The organism is Nonomuraea sp. NPDC050478 (assembly GCF_044458265.1).
Classification (GTDB): domain Bacteria; phylum Actinomycetota; class Actinomycetes; order Streptosporangiales; family Streptosporangiaceae; genus Nonomuraea; species Nonomuraea ferruginea.
The window spans coordinates 1,263,141-1,285,366 of record NZ_JBITHT010000003.1; the positions used below are offsets into that span (position 1 = coordinate 1,263,141).

Genomic DNA, 22,226 nt, shown 5'->3' on the forward strand with positions numbered 1-22,226 from the left:
TCTCCAGGAATTCGGCAATCGCAGAATGACTTGTCTGGATCTACCCCATGTAAGCTACTAACTGGGGATATCACGCCTGTATCATGCGGATATCCCCGCATTGACTGAGGTAATCGACATATTCGATGCTGACGCCATGGATCAGCGCGAGGCCGATGTATTGGTGGTCGGGGGCGGGCCCGTCGGATTGTCCGCGGCCATCGAGCTTTCCCGCCACGGAATATCCACCTTGCTGGTCGAAAAACACGAGGGGACGTCGCATTTCCCCAAGGCCCGGCTCATCACCACCCGCACGATGGAGATTTTCCGTTCGTGGGGAATTCAGGACGAGGTGGAAGCCGCGGGAATGCCGCGCGAGGAGTTCCTCGCCGTGGGCGTCGGCAGCTCGCTGACCGCGGACGACTTCGTACGGTCGGCGGCGGCGCTGCGGCGCGACGCCCCGCACAGCCCCACCTACACCTTCCTCTGCTCCCAGGACCTGCTGGAGGTCATCCTGCGCCGCACCGCCGAGTCGGGGCCGGCGACGGAGGTCAGGTTCGGCACCACCATGACCTCGATGCGCGAGGTCGCGGGCGGCGTCGAGGCGGTCGTCTCGGGCGGCGGCGAGGAGACCCTGGTGCGCTGCCGGTACGTGGTCGCCGCCGACGGCAGCCGCAGCGGGGTGCGCGACTCGCTCGGCATCAAGGCCGAAGGGCCGCCGGTGCTCGGCCACATGATCAGCATCATGTTCGAGGCCGACCTGGGCTTCCTGCCCCGCGACCGGCGGGCCGCGCTGTCCTTCCTGCGCGACCCGCCGTGCGCCGTGGAGGCGGTCGACAGCGGGCGGCGGTGGATGGTGCAGACCGGGTACGAGCCCGAGGAGGGCGGCAGCCCGGCCGACTTCACCGAGGAGGCTTGCCTGGCCGCCGTGCGCACCGCCGTCGGGGTGCCCGGCCTGCCGGTCACCATCCTCGGCGTGATGCCCTGGCTGCAGCAGGCCAAGGTCGCCGACGGCTTCCAGTCCGGCCGGGTCTTCCTGGCCGGGGACGCCGCGCACGTGGCGACGCCCCAGGGCGGGTTCGGCATGAACTGCGGCATCCAGGACGCCCACAACCTGGCCTGGAAGCTGGCCGCCGTGCTGCGCGGCGCGGCGGGCCCGGCGCTGCTGGACACCTACACGGCCGAACGGCGTCCGGTGGCCGTGTGGACCGTGGACGAGAGCCTGAACAACGCCCTGATCACCTTCAACATGATGGAGGGGCGGCTGTCCATGCGGGAGGCCGTCGACCAGCAGGCGGGCCGGCGCAGCTGCGAAGGGCTGGTGCTCGGCTTCGCGTACGAGTCCGCGGCCGTGGTCCCGGACGGCACCCCCGCGCCCGCGCCCGCCGACCCCTACCGCACCTACGTCCCCTCGGCCCGGCCCGGCCACCGCGCCCCCCACGTGTGGCTGACCGGCCCCGGCGGGCAGGTCTCGACCCTGGACCTGCTCGGCCCCCGCTTCACCCTGATGACGGCGGCCCCCGCGTGGGCGCGCGCCTCCGCCCAGACCGGCGCCGACCTGGCCACGGTCCAAATCTCCCCCACCGGCGCGTACGACTCGGCGACCTGGACAGAGGAGTACGGCGTCGGCGAGACCGGCGCGGTTCTCATCCGCCCGGACGGCCACGTCGCCTGGCGAACCACGTCCCCTCCGCACGACGCGGCGCAAGAGCTGTCCACAGCGCTCTCGGCCATCCTCGCCCGAAACTGACACCCGCCCCAACCGCGAGCGCGCAGGTCAAAGGCACCCCGAACGCGGGTGCGGCGCAGGCGGGCGCGCAGATCAGGCGCTCCTCGGACGCGGGCGCGGCGCACGCGGGCGCGCAAATCAGGCGCTCCTCGGACCCGGGCGCGCAGATCAGCGCCGCCCCGAACGCGGGCGCGCAGAGCATGGGCGCGGCGCACGCGGGCGACGCGGACGCAGGGAGCGCCGCGCGGGTCAGACGCGGGCGACGCGGGTGCAGGGAGCGGCCGCGCGGGTCAGACGCGGGCGACGCGGGTGCGGAGGCGGGCGGCGCCGAGGCGGAGGGAGAGCGGGTTGCCGCAGGAGGTGGCGACGAGGTCGGTCACCGCCTCGGGGCCGAGCGCCGTGCCCGCCGCCCCCACGAGCATGTCCGCCAGCTCACGCGCCGCCTCCTCCCCCAGCGGCGCGAGGAACACGCGGTGCGCGCCCTGCCTGGCGACCAGGTCGTCCAGCGGATCGGCGCTGGTCACCACGACCCGGCAGCCCGCCCCGCCCGGCAACAGGGACGCCACCTCGTCGCCGTCGCCGGCGTTGTCCAGCACCACCAGCATCCTTCGGCGGGCGGTCCGGCTGCGGTACAGGGCCACCTTCTCGGCATGGTCGGCGGGAAGGTCACGCTCGCCGAGCGCCCGCAGGAACCGGTCCAGCACGGCGTGGCCCTCGATGCCCGCGAGGTCGGCGAAGAGCTGGCCGTCGGGGAACCAGTCGATCCTGGCGTGCGCCCACCGCAGCACCAGCGTGGTCTTGCCCACCCCCGGCGGACCCGTGACCACAAGAGCGCCGGGCGCCTCCCGCCCGGGCCGCAGCGCGGCGTCGAGCCCGGCCAGCTCCCCGTCCCTGCCCACGAACGGCAGCACCTGCGGCGGCAGCTGGCTGGGCACGACCGGGGCGGGCCGCTGCGCGGGCGGGCGCATCAGCGCGGTCTCGTCGCGCAGGATCTGCTCGTGCAGCCGCCGCAGCGCGGGCCCCGGCTCCAGGCCGATCTGCTCCAGCAGGAAGCGCCGCGTCTCCTGGTACGTGCGCAGCGCCTCGGCCCGGCGCCCGGCGCGGTACTGGGCCAGCATCAGCTGGGCGCGCACCCGCTCGCGGAACGGCGACTCGGCGACCAGGGCGAGCAGCTCGGGGATCACCTGATGGTGCCTGCCCAGCTCGATCTCCAGCTCCAGGCAGGTCTCCAGCGCCTCCAGCCGCCACTCGGCCATCCGCGCGACGTCGTACCGCAGCCCTCTGAGGTCCTCGAACGGGCTGCCGCTCCACAGCGCGAGCGCCTCGCGCAGCAGCGTGACGGCGCCCTGCTGGTCGCGGGCGGCCTGTTCGCGCGCCCGCGCCACCATGGCGGTGAACCTGAGCCAGTCGATGCTGTCGTCGGGCGCCCGCAGGAGATAGCCGGGGCTGGAGGTCTCGATCACGCCCGCGCCGAGCCTGCGGCGCAGCCGTGACACGCAGATCGCGACCTGCCGCCAGGCGCTGCGCGGCGCGGAGCCGGCCCACACCGCCTCGACCAGCCGGTCCACGCTGATCACCCGGTTGGCGTTGAGGAGCAGGCAGGCGAGGATGGCCAGCTCCCTGTTGGCGCTCATCGGCAGCTCGTCGCCGTCCTTGAACACCCTGAGCGGCCCCAGCACGCGGAACTCGAAGGCGGGCCCCGGCGCGGGCCCGGACAGCGGCGCGCCCATCAGGCGGCCCCGGCCGCGCGGCGCCGGAGCACGTCGGCGGCCCGTGAGGTGCCGCCGGCGGACCTGATGTCGCGGCACATCGCCTCGGCGTTGCGGCGCGACTCCGGGTCAGCCGCCACCGCGAGGACCGCGTCGACCAGGCTCTCCGGGGTCAGCTCGGCCGGCTCGACGACCCGGCCGAGCCCCAGCTCGCCGATCCGCCGCGCGGCCGGCCGGTCGACGGCCGTGGCCGGCACCACGACCATCGGGCAGCCCCAGTAGAGGGCCTCCATGGCCGTGCCCATGCCGCCGTGGGTGACCGCCACCGAGGCGTGTTCGAGCACGCGCAGGTGGGAGACCCACCGGCGCACCTCGATCGTGGGCGGCAGCGGGCCGAGCTCGGCCGGGTCCATGCCGTCGCCGAGCGTCACCACGCCGTGCCAGGGCAGCTCGGCGAAGGCGCGCACGCAGGTGCGCACCAGGTCGGGGCGCCCGCTGGCGACGGTGCCGAAGGACAGCAGCGCGACCGGCAGCCCGTCGCCCGGCGGCTCCCATCCGGACAGGAAGGCGCGCTCTCCGAGGCACGGTCCGACGAACGCGAACCGCTCGTCGAAGGTCTCGCCGGCGAACTGGAACGAGCGCGGCAGGGTGACCAGGTTGGAGTCCTGGACCTCCCACCACAGCTCGGCCGGGTCCGCCTCGACGCCGTGCGCGAGCGCCAGGTCCCGCGTCCTGCCGAGCATGTCGTCGACCCAGCCGGGCAGCTCCCGCTCCGCTTCCTGCCCGCCGTAGATGGACGAGAGGTAGGAGAAGTGGGCGTTGGACGCGAACACCGGGATCAGCTGCGTGGCCGGGAGCTTCCACTTCCTGGCCAGGACGCGGCCGGCGTGCAGGATCGAGATGTCGTAGACGATCAGGTCGGGCCGGTCGCGCAGCCGTTCGGCCGCCCGCAGCATCGCCGCGCTCTCGTCCAGGAAAAGGGAGAGCAGGCCCAGCGGGTCGTCCTCCAGCTTGCGCAGATCCACCGACTGGTAGGCCGAGTCGTAGCAGAGCACCGTGGCGCCCGCGCTCTCGATCTGAGGCGCCATCGCGCGCGCGGTCAAATAAGTGACCCGGTTTCCCTGGCGGACCAATTCGGCGACCACGGCAAGGTGGGGAATCACATGACCGTGATCGGGCTGACACATGAAAAGAAAGTGCCGCGTCATGTCAACTCTCCCGCTGGTTCAGCGTATCGGTCGCTCACTCAAGCTAATGATCGGCCGCCGGAAGGCAGCACCCCTAAACTCCCCCTCACCGCGGTTCGCCTCCCCCTGATTCCACCCCCATTCCTAGGGGTTCCGCGCGGCCCGCGGCGCTGTTTACCCTGGCCGCAATTGCGAGGAGGACGACGATGCCCACGCGGGTCTGGGACTATCTACCGGAATACGAATCCGAGCGAGCCGACATCATCGACGCCGTCGAGACCGTGTTCCGCTCCGGTCAGCTCATTCTGGGCGAGAGCGTGCGCTCCTTCGAGGCGGAGTTCGCCGCCTACCACGGGGTGCGCCACTGCGTGAGCGTCGACAACGGCACCAACGCCATCAAGCTGGCCCTGCAGGCGCTGGGCGTGGGCAGGGGCGACGAGGTCGTCACCGTGGCCAACACCGCCGCGCCGACCGTGGTCGCCGTCGACGCGGTGGGGGCGGTCCCGGTCTTCGTCGACGTCGACCCTCGGACGTACCTGATGGACGTCGGCCAGGTGGAGGCGGCCCTCACGCCGCGGACACGGTGCCTGCTGCCCGTCCACCTCTACGGCCAGTGCGTCGACATGGCGCCGCTGGAGCGGCTGGCGGCCCGCCACGACCTGGTGATACTCGAAGACTGCGCGCAGGCCCACGGCGCCCGCCACCACGGCCGGCCGGCGGGGTCGATCGGCCACGCGGCGGCGTTCTCCTTCTACCCGACCAAGGTGCTGGGCGCCTACGGCGACGGCGGCGCGACGATCACCTCCGACGGCGAGATCGACCGCGCGCTGCGGCGGCTGCGCTACTACGGCATGGAGGAGACCTACTACGTCGTCGAGACGCCCGGCCACAACGCCCGCCTGGACGAGGTGCAGGCGGAGATCCTGCGCCGCAAGCTGACCCGGCTCGACCGCTACGTCGCCGGCCGGAGGGCGGTGGCCGCCCGCTACGCCGACGGCCTGGCCGGCACCGGCCTGGTGCTGCCCGAGACCGCCGAGGGCAACGAGCACGCCTACTACCTGTACGTGGTGCGCCATCCGCGGCGCGACGAGATCATCGAGGCGCTGCGCGGGTACGACATCCACCTCAACATCAGCTACCCGTGGCCGGTCCACACCATGAAGGGCTTCGCGCACCTGGGTCACGCGCCGGGCAGCCTACCGGTCACCGAGGCGCTGGCCGGGGAGATCTTCTCGCTGCCGATGTACCCGTCGCTGCCGCCCGGCCTCCAGGAGAAGGTCATCTCCGCGCTCCGCGACGTCCTGTGACAGCTCAGGAGGTGTACTCCGGCAGCAGGCCGGCCGCCGCGGCCTCGCCCAGGGTGCGCGCGGTCCTGTCGCGTTCCGAGAGGATCGCCGGCGGGCCGGCGGGCAGCCGCAGCCCGATCTCCTCGTCGAACACCGAGAGCGTCAGCTCGTTCTCCGCGCGGTACTCCGCCGAGAGCAGGTAGCTCACCACGGTGTCGTCCTCCAGCGCGACGAAGGCGTGGCCGACGCCGGGCGGGAAGTAGACGGCGCGGCCGTTGCCGGCGGTCAGTTCCACCTGGTCCCACCGGGCGAAGGTCGGCGACCCGACCCGCAGGTCCACCACCAGGTCGAGGACCCGCCCTCCCGCGCAGTAGACGTACTTGGCGGTGCCGGGCGGCGTGAGCGTGTAGTGGATGCCGCGCACCACGCCGCGCCGGGAGACGTTCCTGCTGGCCTGCGCGACGGGGAACAGCGGCCGCCCGACCGCGGCCACGAAAGCCCTCTCCTGGTAAGGCGAGGCGAAGTCGCCCCGCTCGTCGCGGAAGACGTCCGGATCGAACGCGTACGCGCCGGTCACGGCGAGCTCACGGTGCCTCACGGGCGCCCTCCGGCCCGCCGCGCACGGCCGGGACCCACGGTCAGGCCCCCACGAGGTGGACCTCGGGGACGTACAGGATCCAGCGGCCGCCCGCCTCCCGGAAGGCGGTCTCCTTCGCCATGATCTCCTCCGCGTGGTTCCAGGCGAGCAGCAGCGCGTAGTCGGGGTACGGGTCGGCGAACGCCTCGGGCCCGCGCACCGGGATGTGGGAGCCGGGCGTGAGCCTGCCCTGCTTCGCGGGCGTCGTGTCGCAGACGAACGCCACCAGGTCCGGGCCGATGCCGCAGTAGTTGAGCACGGTGGCGCTCTTGGCGGTCGCGCCGTACCCGTAGACGCGGGCGCCCTGATCGCGCAGGCCCGTCAGCAGCGCGACCAGGTCGTCGCGGTTGGCGGCGACCCGGGCCGCGAAGTCGCGCAGCGTCGCGAGTTCGGTCAGCCCCCGGGCCTCCTCCTCCGCCAGCAGGGCGGCCACCGCCGGGGTGGGGGTCCGCGCGCCGCGTCTGGCCAGCGTGTACCGGACCTCGCCGCCGTGCACCGGCAGCCGTTCCACGTCCACCAGCTCGAACCCGTGGCGGCGGGCCATGGCGCGGACGGAGGCGGCGCAGAAGAAGTAGAAGTGCTCGTCGTAGATCTGGTCGAAGGAGCGGCGCGTCACGATGTCGCCGAGGTAGGGGTCCTCGAAGACCAGCACGCCCCCGGGGCGCAGCAGCGCGTCGGCCCCGCTCAGAATGGAGTCCACGTACGGGATGTGGCAGAGCGTGTTGGCCGCGTAGATCACGTCGGCGGGCCCGTCCGCGGCGCGGACGGCGGCGGCGACGCCGGCCTCGAAGAAGTCCTTGCGCACGCGCACGCCCCGGGCCGCCGCCAGGTCGGCCACCCCGCCGGACGGCTCGACGCCGAGATGCCGGACCCCGGCGTCGGCGACGGTCTTGAGCATGGTCCCGTCGTTGCAGCCCAGCTCGACCACGAACGGGTCAGGACCGGTCAGCTCGGTGGCGAGCAGCCGCTTCGCCACGCCCTCGAAGTGCTCGCGCATCACCGCCGACCCCGAGGAGAGGTACGGATAGCTCTCGTGGAACATCCGTTCCCTCGGCACCTCTTCGAGGAGCTGGGCCATCGAGCAGTCCTCACAGACCCCGACGGCCAGGTGGAAGAAGAACTCGGGCGCCGGGTCGCCGGGGAGGACGAAGTGGTCGGAGAGCGGCTGCCTCCCGAAGTCGGCGAACCCGTGCAGCTTTCCTGAACAGACGCGGCACTCCATGCGCTCCTCCATGATCGTTCAGCCCTCGGGATGGCGGTAGCGCACCCACACGTCCCCGGTCTGCACGTATCCGGTGAGCCGGATCAGGACACCGTCGTGGGCGAGCGGCACGGGCGGGCGGTTGAAGACCGCGCCCATCCAGCGCCGTACGACTCCTTCCTCACGGACCAGCCAGCCGCGCGGCAGGATGACGACCACGTCGCCGAACCAGGAGGTGATCTCCACGTCGAGCACGATCTCCCGGTGCGGGCAGTCGGCCATGGTGAAGTCGATCTTCACGGTGCCGAAGCGGCCCGCCTTGGCGCTGATGTACGGGGGCACCGACCAGCGTCCGTGGCGCACGACCTTGCCGCTGCGGGTGTGCAACTCCAGCCCGCCCGTGGTGGGGACGGACAGCGGCATCGTGGGACTGACCGGGACCGGCAGGCCGATCTGCGGCAGGTCCGCCACCAGCGCTTCCAGCTGTCCACGGGTGATGGCGGTGTAGGCGCGGTCGACCCGCTCGTTGAGCTCTTCGAGGGTGATGCGTCCCTCGCCGACCGCGACGCGGAGCATCTCGGCCACTCTCTCGCGATCCTGGTCGCTTGCTCGCATGTCCGGCTGCTCGGTCATGGCGTCCACCCTAGAAGGCTATGAAGGGTCTCACCGGCGCATAACCCCTATTTCCCCGAGGCCGACCCGACAGGGGACCGAGGCCGGGCCGGTAGGGGTTGAGCGGCGTCGCCGCGCCGTGACAGGTTCGGCCGTGACGGGGGCCAGGGGTGAGGAGGCTGCCATCATCGACGTTCGCGGCTGGCTGGCGGAGATCGCCGGTCACACCTTCATGCAGGCGACGCGGGTGCCCCTGGACGAGCTGACCGGCTGGCGGGAGGACCCGGAGACGGGCGACATCCGCCACCGGAGCGGGCGGTTCTTCACCGTGGAGGGCCTCGACGTCCGGCATCCCGCGGGGCCGGTGACCTCCTGGACGCAGCCGATCATCAACCAGCCCGAGGCGGGCATACTCGGCATCCTGCTCAAGCGCGTGGACGGGGTGCCGCACCTGCTGATGCAGGCCAAGAACGAGCCGGGGAACGTGGGCGGACCGCAGCTCTCGCCCACCGTGCAGGCCACCAGGAGCAACTACACGCGGGTGCACGAGGGGCGGCGGGTGCCGTACCTCGGCTTCTTCCGCGAGCCGCGCGGCCGGGTGCTCGTCGACGTGCGCCAGTCCGAACAGGGCGCGTGGTTCTACCGCAAGCGCAACCGCAACATGGTGGTCGAGGTCGCCGCGCACGTGCCGGCGGCCGAGGGCTTCCGCTGGATGCCGCTGCGGCACGTGCACGAGCTGCTGGCCGTGCCCGACCTGGTGAACATGGACGCCCGTACGGTCCTGGCCTGCCTGCCGCCCCAGGGCGGCGCGCGGGACGGGGACGAGGGCTTCGGCGCGCTCGTGGCGCGCTCCCGCGTGCCGGGGCGGCGGGCCGCGCACGGCATGGGCGAGATCCTGAGCTGGCTGAGCGGCCTGCGTTCCACGACCGACATCCAGGCCAGGCCGCTGGCGCTCGGGCGGCTGCGCGGGTGGCGGCGGGCCGGCGGCCGCATCGCGCACGACACCGGCAGGTTCTTCGAGGTCATCGGGGTGCGCGTGCGGGCGCACGGGCGCGAGGTCGGCGGCTGGGACCAGCCGATGATCGCGCCCGTCGGCACCGGGGTCGTCGCGTTCCTGGTCATGCGGATCGGCGGGGTGCTGCACGCTCTCGCGCACGCGCGCGCCGACCCCGGCTACACCGACGTGGTGGAACTGGCCCCGACCGTGCAGTGCACCCCCGGCAACTACGACCACCTGCCGCCGCGCGCCCGGCCGCCGCTGCTGACGGAGGTGCTGGCGGCCCGGCCGGACAGCGTGCGCTTCGACACGGTGCTGTCGGAGGAGGGCGGCCGCTTCTACCGGGCGCGCAACCGCTACCTCGTGGTGGAGACCGACGAGGACCCGCTGCCCGGCCACCCGGACTTCCGCTGGCTGGCCCTGCACCAGCTGGACGAGCTGCTGCGGCACAGCTACTACCTCAACGTGGAGGCCCGCACCCTCGTCGCCTGCCTGCACGGCCTGACGCGCGACGAGCGGCTCACCGCAGCAGCTCGATGACCTTGCCGAAGTCCTCCATGGCCGGCTCCATCACGGTGAAGTAGGACAGGCGGAACCTCTCCCGGTGCTCGCGCACCTGCTCCGCGATCTGCGCGGGCGTCCCCACGAACAGCGTCGGCAGCTCCAGCAGCCGCTCGGGCGGCAGGTCCGGGGCGTAGCGGCGGACGGTCTCCGCGCCGGCCCGCCGGTCGCGGGTCAGCACCGTGGCCTTGGACAGCACGTTCAGCTCGATCCGCGGGGCGCGCGCCCCCGCCTCGGCCAGGACGAACTCGACCCGCCGCCGCAGCGTCTCCGCGTCGACCAGCGCCGTCCTGCCGTACTCCGCCCGGTAGGGGGCGCCGGTGAAGCTGACGATCTCGGCCCTGCGGGCGGCCAGCCGCAGCACCCGGTCGCCGTGGCCGCCGATCATCAGCGGCGGCCCCTTGTGCCGCAGCAGCGTGTCGAGCGTGCCGACCAGCTCTTCCAGGCGGCGGACGCGCGAGGCCGGGTCGTCGGGCAGGCCCAGGGCCGCGAACTCGGACCTGACGTAGCCGGTGCCGACCCCCAGCTCCAGCCGTCCGCCGATGAGCCGGTCGGTGGTGGTGACATCCCTGGCCAGCAGGACGGGGTGGTGGAACGCGGCGTTGAGCACGTACGTCCCGATGACCGCCCGTTCGGTGGCCTCGGCGGCCAGCGTCGCGCTGGGGAAGGGCGAGAGCAGGTTCAGGTGGTCGGGCACCGCGATGACGTCGTAGCCCAGCGCCTCGGCGCGCCGGCACTTGGCCGCCCATCCGGCCCCCGAGCAGTCCTCGGTGATCAGGACGACGCCGAACCGCAGAGGGGTCATCGGGCGGCTCCTTCGGAGCGGCGGGCCTGCCGGGGCACGGCGGCGGCCCGGGGCTCGATCATGGCGATGGCGGTGAGGAGGAGACCGCGCCCGGCCGTCCACCGGCCGTGGAAACCGGTCAGCGGCCGGCCCTGCCAGCGCGGCCCCGGCACCATCAGGCGCGCGTGGAACGTGCCGCGCTCCGGGTCCAGCACGATCGCCGCGTCCTGGAAGTCCAGCCAGCGCCTGGCCAGCGGGAACCACGCCTTGTAGACCGACTCCTTGGTGCTGAACAGCAGGCGGTCCCAGTTGAGGCCCGGGTGCTCGGCGGCCAGGCGGCGCAGCATCTCGCGCTCCCTGGGCAGGGTCACCGCCTCCTCCACGCCGGACGGCAGCGGGGCGTCGGGCTCGGCGTCGATGCCGACGGTCCCGCCGACGGCGCCGACGGCCGCGGCGCGGTAGCCGTCGCAGTGGGTGATGCTGCCGATGAGGCCGGCCGGCCAGCGGGGCTCGCCGTAGGTGCCGGTGAGGACGGGCACCGGCGGCAGGTTCAGTCGTTCCATGGCCTTGCGCACGCAGTGGCGGGCCGTGGTGAACTCCTGGCGCCGTTTGTCGGCCACCTGGCGGACGAGTTCTTCCTCGGCGGGCAGGAGCACGGCGTCGGGCGGGTCGCCGAAGGCGTCGTAGGAGTGGATCGTCGCGGGCAGAATCGCTTCGATCACCCGCATCTCCCTCCTCGCGCCCGTCGCCGCGGGAAACCCCCGCACAGTAACGAAATACCACGATTTCCTGCGGCCCCGAAAGAAGGACCTCCGCCTCTGTCACCAGAATTAGGGGGCTGATAGGGGGGTCTCTGCCGGGCCCGCCCTTGAAACCCCTACTGCCGCAGGGGGAGTCTGTGGCTTAACACATCTCGGGCAAATCACGGCACCTGCTCCACCCGAGTGGTCGTAAAATACCGGCGATTCACCGGGAACTGTTCCCGATAATGGACGCATGAAGGGAATTCGGTGCGTTACACGAGGCTAGGCCGGATGGGGCCTCTCATCTCGAACATCGGGCTCGGCTCGCTGGCTCTGAGCGGCGCCTACGGCAGCGTCGACCCCGCCGAGGCCGAACGGGTGGTCCGCCGGGCGCTCGACGCCGGTGTGACCCTCCTCGACACGGCCGACTTCTACGCCGCCGGCGAGGTGGAGCGCCTGATCGGCCGGGCCGTCGCCGGGCGGTCCGACGACGTCGTGGTGGCCACCCGCGGCGGGGCCCGCGTGCGCGGGCCGGAGGAGCCGGTGGAGTTCGACGGCAGGCCCGACTATCTCGAACAGGCCTGCGAGTCCTCGCTCAAGCGCCTCGGCGCCGACCACGTCGGGATCTACTACCTCTACTGCCAGGACTCCCGCGTCCCGATCGAGCACAGCATGACCCGCCTGGCCGCCCTGGTGCGGGCCGGCAAGATCCGCTACATCGGGCTGTCCAACGGCACTCCCGACCAGCTCCGGCGGGCGCACGCCGTGCATCCGGTCACGGCGCTCGCCATCGAGTACTCCCTCTGGGGCACCTGCGTCGACTCCGCGCTGCTCGCCACGGCGCGCGAGCTGGGCGTGTCCGTCGTGGCCGCCCGCCCGCTCGGCCGCGGCTTCCTCACCGGCCGCATCAGGTCCGACGACCGCCTGGACCCGGGCGACTGGCGGCGCGCCGACCCCAGGTTCCGGCCCGAGCGGCTCCGGTCGCACGCCGGGCCGCTGCAGCGGCTCGAAGCCGTGGCGGCGCGGCTCGACCTGGGCTCGGGACGGCTGGCGCTGGCCTGGCTGCTGTCGCGCGAGGAGCACATCGTGCCGGTCCCCAGCACGCGCGACCAGGTGCACCTGGAGATGAACATCGCCGCCTCGGCGGTCGAGCTGCCTCCCGAGTCCCGCGAGTGGCTGACGGGGCTGTCTCCCCAGGGCTTCCCCCCTGACACCGGCGGCCGGTCGCCCGCTCCCCTGCTCTGAGGCGCGCCGGGCGCCTCAGTCGAGGTCGCCCCGGGTGCGCGGCGCGATCAGGGAGGCGGCGAGTGCCTTGTTGACCGCGTCGATCCGCGAGACCGCGTTGAGCTTGACGAAGATGTTGCGCATGTGGCGCTTCACCGTCGCCTCGGCCAGGCCGAGCTTGCGGGCGATCTGGCTGTTGCTCAGCGCGTGCGCCGCGAGCTGGAGCACCTCCAGCTCCTTGTCCGTCAGCGTGGGCGCGGCCGTCGCCTCCACCTGCGCGACGCTGTTGCGCGAGACGGCGAGCACGATCCTCGTGGGCTCCTCGTGCACGCTGCGCACCGCCGCGATCAGCTCGTGCCGGTGCACGCTCTTGAGCAGGTAGCCGCGGATGCCCGCGCCCAGCAGCCGGCTGAGCAGCTGGGGTCCGTCGTACATGCTGAGGATGATGATCCTGGTGTCCGGCGACAGGGTACGGATCCGCGACACGGTCTCGGTGACCTCGTCGCCGGGGATCTCCACGTCCAGCAGCACGATGTCCGGGCAGGTGTCGGCGATCATGGTCACCGCGGACATGGAGTCGCCCGCCTCGCCGACGATCCGCATGTCGCCGACGGACTCCAGGATCTCCCGCAGCCCTTCCCTGAACAGGGCGTGGTCGTCCACCAGGGCGATGGTGATGATGAGGTCGTCAGCCACCATCGGGGCCGTCGCTCTGCCTCTTGAGCGGGATGAACAGCTCGACCAGGCATCCGCCGCGCGGCTCGCTGGAGATCGCGACCCGGCCGCCGAGCAGCGTGGCCCGCTCCCGCATCGAGGCCAGTCCCACACCGCCGTGCTCGCGGGCGCTCGCCGGGTCGAAGCCCCGCCCGTCGTCCTGCACCGAGGCGATCAGCGCGTGGGGGGCGATGTCCACCCGGATGAACAGGGCCGCCGCCTCGGCGTGGGTGAGCGCGTTGCGCGCGGCCTCGCGGATGATGAGGAACGCCTCGTCGATGCACCTCGGCTCGGCCCACGACTCGTCGCCGTTGACGTCGAGCCCGATGCAGATCCGGTCTTCGTCGACGGTCTCCAGGAAGGCCAGCAGCGACTTCTCCAGGCTTCCCACGGAGGCGGCGGGGTGCAGCTCGGAGGTGATCTGCCGCAGGTTCTCCATGATCTCCTGTACGGCCTGCTGCACGATCGCGATCTTGGCCAGGGCCCGCGCCGGGTCGGTGGCGTGGTAGACCTCCGACAGGGCCAGCTGCTGGTGGGCGACGCTGATGCCGTGCCCGATCCGGTCGTGCAGCTCGCGCGCTATGCGCCGGCGCTCGTCCTCCTGGGCCTGGTGCACCTGGTTGAGCAGGAAGCCGTGGTAGCTCTCCGAGGCCTCGCGGACGCGCCGCGACAGGCTCTCCTCCATGCCGGTGACCGCCAGCGCCAGCACCTCGGCGGGCGAATCGAAGTCGGCGGCTATTCGCCGGGCGAGATGAGCGACCGCGGTGCCGAAGAAAAGTGAGCCAGCCTCAAGAGAAGCGGCGGGATGAACCCCTCCCGCCGCGCGCGCGTTCCCGACTTCCCGCGCGTGATGTTTGTAGAGGTTACTTACCTGAACCTTTCCGGCGCGTAGCGTAGCGGCCACGTCCTCCAGGATGTACTGCGCGGTCAATAGGGCCTGATGCCGGGCCTGAGAGGCAGTGAAGGCCGCGTTTCCGGCGGTCAGCAGGGCCGACTCGAATTCGGCCAGGATTTCGTCCCGACAGGCCTCCACGCATCTCGCCGGATCATCGGCCGCCTTGTATTCCCCCTCCACTGACGTCCCCTCCGCCCGTGGGCCGAGTACAAGCACGCCTTCCACTATCGATCATCCGAGTGATGTGCGCAACATTTATCGTCATATGTTCGACAGGACAGCCGTAACATGAACGAGCTGTTGCGTCGCCATAAACGTCTCGTAAGGCCTGCGCCGCGCGGCGCGGCCCTGCTCCCGGCCGACGGCGCGCGTCCCCGCGACGACCACGGCCACGACGCCGGCCGCCATCACCGCCAGCACGCCGACCAGCGGCACGTCCCACACGACGACCGCCACGCAGAAGGCGGCGAGCAGTCCGGGCGCCGCCACGATCATCATCCGGCGCGCGGCGCTCTCGCCGATCAGGACGCCGAGCGTGCGCCGGCCCGCCGCCGCGTCACCCGGGATGTCGGACAGGTCCTTCGCCGGCACGCCGACCAGCACCATCCAGCAGACCGCGGCGGCGGCGAACACGATCAGCCCGGTCGGCGCGACCTCGCCGGTCCCGGCCGTCGCGACGGTGAACCCGGCGAGGTAGGAGAGCAGCCCCGACAGCATGAGCACGATCACCGTGCCGCTCGAACTGGCCTTCAGCGGAGCGGGCGGTCCCGAGTAGAGATAGCCGAGTGCGAGGTTGACCGCGATGATCCAGGTCATCGGGCCGGGCAGGCCCACCGTGGCGACGAGCGACAGCACGGCGGCCACCGCCGCCACGGCCGCGGCGGTGCGGGGGCGCAGCTCGCCCCTGGCGATCGGCCGGCCGGAGCCGTTGATCCGGTCCTCGGCGATGTCGGTGACGCCGTTGTAGAGGTAGATCGCGAAGATCGAGGCCACCCAGGCGACGCCTCCCTGGAAGACCATGAGGGGATCGGCGAGCGAGGTGATCGGCAGGGCCAGGGCGACCCCGGTCAGGTAGCGGAGCGACGAGACGGCCAGCACGGACGGGCGGGATTCGGCGAGGCACAGCGTGATGACGCGGGCGGGGAAAGGGGCCAACAGTGTCCAATTGGCTGACATATTCGGGATTGTGACCAGGGGTGACCCGCCTGATAAGAGGGGCGCACGGAAGTTGTAGTGGGTCTACGCCTTTCGATACCCCAGGTTGCCTCCTTGGATACCGGTCCCGAACTCATGGTGCACCCGCTTGTCCCGCCTTGGCGACCCCTATAGTTTCGCCCTCGTACCCAGAGATCCGTCGACTTTCGAGACCGGCGCGCAAAGTCGCCCTCCGGAGAAGGCTCCGGGGACGATTTCCGTGATGAATCCCGCGATATTCGAGAACCCCGGCACGCTGCCGGAATCCGCCTCCGCCACGGCCGGTTCCCATCCGCCGCATATCCCAGAACAGGACGTCATCAGGAAGGAAATCAGACCATGCAGGGCGCCGAACGCTATACCGGTTTCACCCCCCTCGACCTCCCCGACCGGACCTGGCCCAGCAGGCGCCTGCGCTCGGCCCCGCGCTGGCTCTCGACCGACCTGCGTGACGGCAACCAGTCCCTGGCGCGCCCGATGACCCCCGAGCGCAAGCTCATGATGTTCGACCTCCTGGTCTCCATGGGCTACAAGGAGATCGAGGTCGGCTTCCCGGTCGCCAGCCGCGACGACCACGACTTCGTACGGCTGCTCATCGAGCGGGACCTGATCCCCGACGACGTGCGGATCACCGTGCTGACCCAGGCGCGCGAGGAGCTGATCAGGGCCACCCTGGACTCGCTCAAGGGCGCGGACCGGGCCATGGTCCACATCTACAACGCCACGTCCCCGCTGTTCCGCCGGCTGGTCTTCGACCTCGACCGCGCCGGCTGCAGGCAGCTCGCGGTCCGCGGCACGCAGGTGATGATGGACCACGCCGAGCGCGTGCTGGGCGACTGCGACCTGGGCTACCAGTACTCCCCCGAGCTGTTCAACGAGACCGAGCCCGACTTCTCCCTCGAAGTCTGCTCGGCCGTCATGGACGTCTGGCAGCCGGAGGCGGGCCGGGGCATCATCCTGAACTTCCCGACCACCGTCGAGCGCTCGCTGCCCAACGTCTTCGCCGACCAGATCGAGTGGCTGGACCGCAACCTGCCGCACCGCGAGCACGTGTGCCTGTCCGTCCACCCTCACAACGACCGCGGCACCGGCGTGGCCTCCGCGGAGCTGGCGCTGCTGGCGGGCGCCGAGCGGATCGAGGGCTGCCTGTTCGGCAACGGCGAGCGCGCCGGCAACGTCTGCCTGGTCACCCTGGGCATGAACCTGTTCTCCCACGGCATCGACCCCGGCATCGACTTCTCCGACATCAACGCCGTGCGCCGCACCGTCGAGCTGTGCAACCAGCTGCCGGTGCACCCCCGGCACCCCTACGGCGGCGACCTGGTCTACACCGCCTTCTCCGGGTCCCACCAGGACGCCATCAAGAAGGGCTTCGACGAGCGGGAGCGTGAGGCCGCGGCCACCGGCGCGGACCCGTCCCGCCTGCCGTGGCGCATGCCGTACCTGCCGGTGGACCCCAAGGACGTGGGCCGCACCTACGAGGCGGTGGTACGGGTCAACAGCCAGTCGGGCAAGGGCGGCGTCGCGTACGTGATGAGCGCCTGGCACGGGCTCAACCTGCCGCGCGGGCTCCAGGCCGAGCTGGCCGCCCGGGTCCAGGAGCGGGCCGAGACGCTGGAGGGCGAGCTGTCGCCGAGCGGGATCGGGGCGGTGTTCCGCGAGGAGTACCTGTACCGGGGCGACCCCGCCGCGCCGCTGGCGATCGGCAGGACACCGCTCGTGGTCACGCTGCACGTCGACGGCCGCATGGAGATGAGCGGGCCGCGCGCCGACGCGGTCCGCGCGCTCGGCGCCGCGCTCGCCCCGTGGGGCGTCCGGCTCCGCGCCGTGCACCGCACCGCACCGCCACTGGACGCGGACCTGACCCCGGAGCAGCCCGCGCTCGCCGGCCACTCCCCCGATGACGTCGTGGTCTACGCCGAGTGCGGCACGGGCACCGGCGCGGGCACGGGCGTGGCGTGGGGTGCCGGCATCGGCGCGGACGTGACGGCCGCGGCGCTGTCGGCCGTGCGGGCGGCGGGCCGCAGGCTGGCCCGCAGGGCCGACCGGCCGGCCCAGGCGCAGGACCGCGCGCGCCCGGCCGCCGACCGCCCCCACCTGATGGCCGCCGGAGAGTAGCCCGTCATGTCACGGATCAGGACCAGACGCCCCAGGCCCAGGCGATCCGGCCAGGACGCGCTCGACCTGCGGACGCCCTCCGGACGCAAGCTGCCCTACTGAACCCGCGCAAGAGGAGGATCATGGCACCGGACGATCGGCGGCAGGACGCGGCTCTCCTGATGGAGCTGCTGGAGGAGGCGAAGGCCGGCAGGGGCCGGATCGCGATGGTGACGGGCGCCGTCGCCACCGGCAAGAGCGAGCTGCTGCACGACTTCGCCGAGCAGGCGCTCCGGCACGGCGCGCTCCCGCTGTCCGCGACAGGCTCCCTCGCCGAGCGCGACCTGCCACTCGGCGTGCTCTCGCAGCTCGTGCGGAACACACCGGCCGACGAGCACCGCGCGGCCACGCTGGACCTGCTGCGCGAGGGCGCCCGCGCGCACCTGTCACGCGCGCCGGGCGCGGAGTCCTTCGCGCACGTGGACGCGCAGATCGTGGACGCCCTGTGCACAGTGCTGCTGAAACTGTCGGAGCGCCGCCCTCTGGCGATCGTCGTGGACGACGTGCAGCACGCCGATCGCGCCTCGCAGCTGTGCCTGTCCTACCTCGCGCGCCGGGTGAGGTACGCCCGGGTCGTGCTCGTACTCAGCGGCCCTGACCACCACGCCCACCCGCACCCGCTCCTGCGCACCGAGGTGGAGCGCCAGCCGCACTGCCGCCCGGTGCGGCTGGCGCACCTGGCGGAGGAGGGCGTGGCCGAGCGGGTGCGGCAGCGGGAGGGGGCGCAGGCGGCCGACCGCTTCGCCGCCCGGTGCCACGAGCTGAGCGGCGGCAACCGGCTGCTGGCGGACGCGGCGCTGGAGGACCTGCGGGCCACCGGCGAGCCCGGCGAGAGGTACGCCGACGCGGTGCTGGCCTGCCTGCAGCGCGCCGATCCCGACCTGCTCCCCGTGGCCCGCGCGCTGGCCGTGATGGGCGAGCCCGGCGCCGCCGGACGGCTGCTCGGCCGGGGCGAGGCGGCCACGGCCAGGGCGGTCCAGGCACTGGCCGGGGCCGGGCTGCTCACCGGCGGCCGGTTCCGGCACGAGGCCGCCGCGTCCGCCGTGCTGGCCGGGCTGGACACCTCGGAGCTGATCGACCTCCACCGCCGGGCGGCGGAGCTGACCTACCAGGAGGGCGCGCCCGCCGCCGTCGTGGCCGGCCACCTCCTGCGGGCCACCCACGCGGGAGACCCGTGGGCGCTGTCGGTGCTGGAGGAGGCCGCCAAGCAGGCGCTGCGCGACGACGGGGTCGAGTCGGCCATCGAGTACCTCAAGCTGGCCTGGCAGGCGTGCGACGACGAGCGGCGCAGGGCGCGGATCACCACCACGCTGGTGCGGGCCAGGTGGCGGATCGACCCGGGGACGCAGACCGGCCAGCTGGCCGAGCTGACCGAGGCGCTGCACCAGGGCCATCTGGGCGGCGGCGACGCCATCGTGCTGGCCAGGGCGCTGCTGTGGCACGGCCACGTCGCCGACGCCAAGGACGTGCTGGGCTGCCTGGGCGACGGCGGGGAGCTGGACCGCGAGGCGGTGGCGGAGCTGGGCGCGACCCGTGCCTGGCTCCGCAGCAGCTGGCCCGCCTTCCTGCCGCATCTTCCTGAGCCGCCCGCCGAGCAGGCGGGCGGCGCGGCCCGCTCGCTCGGCGCCGACCGCCGGCTGGTGTCGGCCGACGCGCTGGCCTCCACGCTGAGCGAGGGCCCGCAGGAGGAGCTCGTGACCGTGGCCGAGCGCATCCTGCGCGGCTCCCGCCTGGACGAGATGTCCATGGACGCGGTGGAGTGCGCGCTGCTGACCCTGATCTACAGCGACCGGGCCGACCGGGCCGCGCCCTGGTGCGACGTCTTCGTGTCCGAGGCGGCCGACCGGCACGCGCCCAGCCGCCAGGCGAGGCTGTCGGCGATCCGGGCGGAGATCTCGCTGCGCCGGGGCGACCTGGCCGCGGCGGCGCGCGACTCCCAGCGGGCCCTGGAACTCGTCTCGCCGGAGAGCTGGGGGGTCGCCGTCGGCGCGCCGCTGGGCATCCTGCTGATGGCCGGGGCCGGCATGGGCCGCCATCTGGACTACCTGCGCCAGGCCGCCCAGCCGGTGCCTGAGGCCATGCTGGAGACCCGGTTCGCCGCCCAGTACCTCTACGGCAAGGGCCGCTTCGCGCTGATGTCGGGCCAGCCCAGGCAGGCGCTGCGCGACCTGCGCCTGTGCGGTGAGCTGACGTGCGCGTGGGGGCTGGACGTGCCGGAGTTCGTCCCGTGGCGGCTGGACGCGGCCGAGGCGCTGATCCGCCTCGGCGAGGTGGACGAGGCGCGCGGGCTGATCGAGACCCAGCTCGCCGGCTGCGGCAAGCGGTCGAAGCGGGTGCACGGGATGGCGTTGCGCCTGCTCGCCGCGGCGAGCGAGGTGCGGCACCGCGTCATGCTCCTGCGCCGCGCCGCCGACCTGCTGCGGGCGGGCGGAGACCGGTACGAGCACGCCAGGGCGCTGTTCGACCTCACCGAGGCGTACCACGCGATCGGCGAGCACCGCAGGGCCGGGATGCTGAGCGGCCGGGCCGGCGCGCTGGCCCAGGAATGCCACGCCGGCGCGCTGATCCGCGATCCGGCCCGCGCCCGCAGGAACGGCCAGGCGAACGGACAGGTGAACGGACAGGTCAACGGTCAGGTGAACGGCCGGCTCAACGGGCACGCCGGCGGGCAGAGCCCGGAAGCGGCGCTCAGCGAGGCCGAGCAGCGCGTGGCGGCGCTGGCCGCGGACGGGTACTCCAACCGGGAGATCTCCGGCAAGCTCTTCATCACCGTGAGCACCGTGGAGCAGCACCTGACGCGGATCTACCGCAAGCTCAACGTCTCGCGCCGCCGTGACCTGCCGGCCGGTCTGGCCGGCAGGTCACTGTAGCGATCTCACTCGGCGACGGCCGTGCGCATGACCCACTCGAAGACGACGGCGCGCTCGCCGTCGACGGTGGCGCTCTCGCCGCCGCGCCTGAAGTGCTCGTACCCGGCGCCGTGCGGGAGCTTGAACACCTCGGTGCCGGGGCTCACGCGCTGCACCCGCCGCTCGGCCGGAACCGCCTCCGGTCCGCCGACCAGGACGGCTCTGATCTCCTTCATGGTGCCTCCTCTTGGTGAGAGGTGTTCACAGCGGGATGCTGGAGTGGCGTCCGCGCGCCCGGGGCGCCCGGTCCAGCGCCTGGGCCAGCCTGAGCCGGGTCGTCTCCGGCGCGATCACCTCGTCGACCACGCCGAGCGCGATCGCGCGGGCCACCCCGCCGGCGGTCCGGCGCTGCTCCTCTGCCAGCCGGGCGCTCAGCTCGTCGCGCTCGTCGTCGGGGGCGGCGGCCAGGGTCTTGCGGTGCAGGACGCGTACGGCGCTCTCCGCGCCCATGACCGCCACCTCGGCGTCCGGCCAGGCGAAGGTCGCGGTGGCGCCGAGCGAGCGGGAGTTCATCGCGATGTAGGCCCCGCCGTAGGCCTTGCGGGTGATCAGCGTGACGCGCGGCACCACGGACTCGGCGAAGGCGTGCAGGAGCTTGGCGCCCCGCCGGACGACGCCGCCCCATTCCTGGTCCACCCCGGGCAGGAAGCCGGGGACGTCGACCAGCACGACCAGGGGAACTCCCAGGGAGTCGCACATGCGCACGAACCGCGCGCTCTTCTCCGCCGACAGCGAGTCCAGGCAGCCGCCCTTGCGGATCGGGTTGTTGGCCAGGACGCCGATCGGACGGCCGCCGAGCCGGCCGAGGCCGACCAGGACGTTGGCCGCCCAGCGGGGCTGCAGCTCCTCGAAGACCGGCCCGCGCGCGTCACCGTCCACGAGGGCGCGCACCAGCGGCCGCACGTCGTAGGCGCGCCGCGGCGACTCGGGCAGCAGCGCGCGCAGGTCCCTCGGCTCGCGCAGCGGGGCCAGCTCGAACCGGCCCTGCCCGCCGCGGAGCAGCCCGGCGAGGCGGCGGGCGCGGAAGCAGGCGTCGTCCTCGTCGGCGGCCTGCACGTGCACCACCCCCGACCTCGGGCCGTGCGCGTCGGGGCCGCCGAGCGCCGCCATGTCGATCTTCTCGCCGGTGACGCTCCGCACGATGTCGGGGCCGGTCACGAAGACACGCCCGGAGCCGGTCATGACAATGACGTCGGTCAGGGCAGGACCGTAGGCGGCGGCCCCCGCGGCCGGGCCGAGGACGACCGAGATCTGCGGCACCACGCCGGAGGCCCTGGTCATCGCGGCGAACATGCGGCCCACGCCGTCCATGGACTCGACGCCGTCGGCGAGCCTGGCGCCTCCGGAGTGCCACAGGCCGATCACCGGGCAGCCCTCGGCCACGGCGGCGTCGGTGGCGGCCACGATGTGCCGGGCCCCGGCCGCGCCGAGCGCGCCGCCCATCTTCCTGGCGTCGGTGCAGAAGGCGATGACGGGCCGCCCGTCCACCCGGCCCCGCACCGCGCTCACGCCGCTGTCGTCGTCCGCGTGCAGCGCGACGGGCGTGCCCGGGTCCAGCAGCCGGGCCAGCCTGACCGAAGGGGCGCGCGGGTCGGCGGCGGGCTCCGCCCCGCGCTCGGCCGGCGCGCGGCTCACCGGCAGCTCGTCCGGCAGCTCGTCCGGCAGCGTGGGCAAGACGGTCATCCCTGATCCCCTGTGCTCGACGGTC

Annotated in this window: 19 protein-coding genes; 6 read left to right on the top strand and 13 right to left on the bottom strand. The window is 72.9% G+C overall.

Annotated elements, in window-relative coordinates; all coding sequences use genetic code 11:
* Positions 1-70: 70 nt before the first annotated feature.
* Positions 71-217, bottom strand: coding sequence for a hypothetical protein (locus ACIBF7_RS19925; RefSeq protein ID WP_261808894.1), 147 nt, complete (start codon positions 215-217; stop codon positions 71-73).
* Between ACIBF7_RS19925 and ACIBF7_RS19930 the strand changes: the two genes are divergently transcribed.
* Complete coding sequence (locus ACIBF7_RS19930; protein ID WP_397197810.1) at positions 164-1,729, top strand: FAD-dependent monooxygenase; 1,566 nt, start codon at positions 164-166, stop codon at positions 1,727-1,729. The two genes, ACIBF7_RS19925 and ACIBF7_RS19930, sit on opposite strands and share 54 nt — an antisense overlap.
* A 269-nt stretch (positions 1,730-1,998) precedes the next feature.
* Here the strand turns inward: ACIBF7_RS19930 and ACIBF7_RS19935 are convergent, their stop codons facing one another.
* On the bottom strand, positions 1,999-3,438 hold the full coding sequence (locus tag ACIBF7_RS19935; RefSeq protein WP_148030020.1) for a BTAD domain-containing putative transcriptional regulator: 1,440 nt from the start codon (positions 3,436-3,438) through the stop codon (positions 1,999-2,001).
* On the bottom strand, positions 3,438-4,625 hold the full coding sequence (locus ACIBF7_RS19940; RefSeq protein WP_397197772.1) for a macrolide family glycosyltransferase: 1,188 nt from the start codon (positions 4,623-4,625) through the stop codon (positions 3,438-3,440). The genes ACIBF7_RS19935 and ACIBF7_RS19940 overlap by 1 nt, the downstream gene beginning before the upstream one ends.
* A gap of 185 nt (positions 4,626-4,810) precedes the next feature.
* On the opposite strand from ACIBF7_RS19940, the gene ACIBF7_RS19945 reads away from it, so the two are divergent.
* Entirely contained in the window at positions 4,811-5,911 is a 1,101-nt protein-coding gene (locus ACIBF7_RS19945) for a DegT/DnrJ/EryC1/StrS family aminotransferase (protein WP_397197773.1), read from the top strand.
* Positions 5,912-5,915: 4 nt separating this feature from the next.
* Here the strand turns inward: ACIBF7_RS19945 and ACIBF7_RS19950 are convergent, their stop codons facing one another.
* Genes ACIBF7_RS19950 through ACIBF7_RS19960 form a run of 3 tightly spaced genes read right to left on the bottom strand, consistent with a single transcriptional unit; the run spans position 5,916 to position 8,361 of the window.
* On the bottom strand, positions 5,916-6,488 hold the full coding sequence (locus tag ACIBF7_RS19950; RefSeq protein ID WP_397197774.1) for a dTDP-4-dehydrorhamnose 3,5-epimerase family protein: 573 nt from the start codon (positions 6,486-6,488) through the stop codon (positions 5,916-5,918).
* A 40-nt stretch (positions 6,489-6,528) separates the two neighbouring features.
* Positions 6,529-7,749, bottom strand: coding sequence for a methyltransferase domain-containing protein (locus ACIBF7_RS19955; RefSeq protein ID WP_397197775.1), 1,221 nt, complete (start codon positions 7,747-7,749; stop codon positions 6,529-6,531).
* Positions 7,750-7,767: 18 nt separating this feature from the next.
* Positions 7,768-8,361 (bottom strand): DUF1707 domain-containing protein, encoded by a 594-nt coding sequence (locus ACIBF7_RS19960; RefSeq protein ID WP_148030015.1) that lies wholly within the window; start codon positions 8,359-8,361, stop codon positions 7,768-7,770.
* A gap of 133 nt (positions 8,362-8,494) precedes the next feature.
* On the opposite strand from ACIBF7_RS19960, the gene ACIBF7_RS19965 reads away from it, so the two are divergent.
* Positions 8,495-9,877, top strand: a complete 1,383-nt coding sequence (locus ACIBF7_RS19965) for an NDP-hexose 2,3-dehydratase family protein (RefSeq protein WP_397197776.1) — start codon at positions 8,495-8,497, stop codon at positions 9,875-9,877.
* Here ACIBF7_RS19965 and ACIBF7_RS19970 read toward each other — a convergent pair.
* Positions 9,858-10,703: a TIGR03621 family F420-dependent LLM class oxidoreductase gene (locus ACIBF7_RS19970; protein ID WP_397197777.1), complete on the bottom strand. Its 846-nt coding sequence runs from the start codon at positions 10,701-10,703 to the stop codon at positions 9,858-9,860. The genes ACIBF7_RS19965 and ACIBF7_RS19970 overlap by 20 nt on opposite strands.
* Positions 10,700-11,404, bottom strand: coding sequence for a 4'-phosphopantetheinyl transferase (locus ACIBF7_RS19975; protein ID WP_148030012.1), 705 nt, complete (start codon positions 11,402-11,404; stop codon positions 10,700-10,702). The genes ACIBF7_RS19970 and ACIBF7_RS19975 overlap by 4 nt, the downstream gene beginning before the upstream one ends.
* Before the next feature lie 312 nt (positions 11,405-11,716).
* Here ACIBF7_RS19975 and ACIBF7_RS19980 point away from each other — a divergent pair, with 312 nt between their 5' ends.
* A complete protein-coding gene (locus ACIBF7_RS19980; protein WP_148030011.1) occupies positions 11,717-12,670 on the top strand; it encodes an aldo/keto reductase in 954 nt (317 codons plus the stop codon).
* Positions 12,671-12,685: 15 nt separating this feature from the next.
* Here ACIBF7_RS19980 and ACIBF7_RS19985 read toward each other — a convergent pair whose 3' ends face one another.
* From ACIBF7_RS19985 to ACIBF7_RS19995, 3 genes are all read right to left on the bottom strand, one after another.
* Entirely contained in the window at positions 12,686-13,348 is a 663-nt protein-coding gene (locus ACIBF7_RS19985) for a response regulator transcription factor (protein WP_148030010.1), read from the bottom strand.
* A complete protein-coding gene (locus ACIBF7_RS19990) occupies positions 13,338-14,072 on the bottom strand; it encodes a sensor histidine kinase (RefSeq protein ID WP_148030009.1) in 735 nt (244 codons plus the stop codon). The genes ACIBF7_RS19985 and ACIBF7_RS19990 overlap by 11 nt, the downstream gene beginning before the upstream one ends.
* A gap of 447 nt (positions 14,073-14,519) precedes the next feature.
* Positions 14,520-15,434 (bottom strand): UbiA family prenyltransferase, encoded by a 915-nt coding sequence (locus ACIBF7_RS19995; protein WP_219548611.1) that lies wholly within the window; start codon positions 15,432-15,434, stop codon positions 14,520-14,522.
* A gap of 357 nt (positions 15,435-15,791) precedes the next feature.
* Here ACIBF7_RS19995 and ACIBF7_RS20000 point away from each other — a divergent pair, with 357 nt between their 5' ends.
* Both ACIBF7_RS20000 and ACIBF7_RS20005 read left to right on the top strand, forming a co-directional pair.
* Entirely contained in the window at positions 15,792-17,570 is a 1,779-nt protein-coding gene (locus tag ACIBF7_RS20000) for a 2-isopropylmalate synthase (RefSeq protein WP_397197778.1), read from the top strand.
* 122 nt (positions 17,571-17,692) lie between these two features.
* Positions 17,693-20,479 (top strand): AAA family ATPase, encoded by a 2,787-nt coding sequence (locus ACIBF7_RS20005; RefSeq protein ID WP_397197779.1) that lies wholly within the window; start codon positions 17,693-17,695, stop codon positions 20,477-20,479.
* Between the two features lie 5 nt (positions 20,480-20,484).
* Here the strand turns inward: ACIBF7_RS20005 and ACIBF7_RS20010 are convergent, their stop codons facing one another.
* A complete protein-coding gene (locus ACIBF7_RS20010; protein ID WP_148030005.1) occupies positions 20,485-20,694 on the bottom strand; it encodes a DUF5988 family protein in 210 nt (69 codons plus the stop codon).
* A gap of 25 nt (positions 20,695-20,719) precedes the next feature.
* Positions 20,720-22,201 carry an acyl-CoA carboxylase subunit beta gene (locus ACIBF7_RS20015; RefSeq protein WP_397197780.1) on the bottom strand — a complete coding sequence of 494 codons (1,482 nt, stop codon included), beginning with the start codon at positions 22,199-22,201 and terminating at the stop codon, positions 20,720-20,722.
* Between the last annotated feature and the right edge of the window lie 25 nt (positions 22,202-22,226).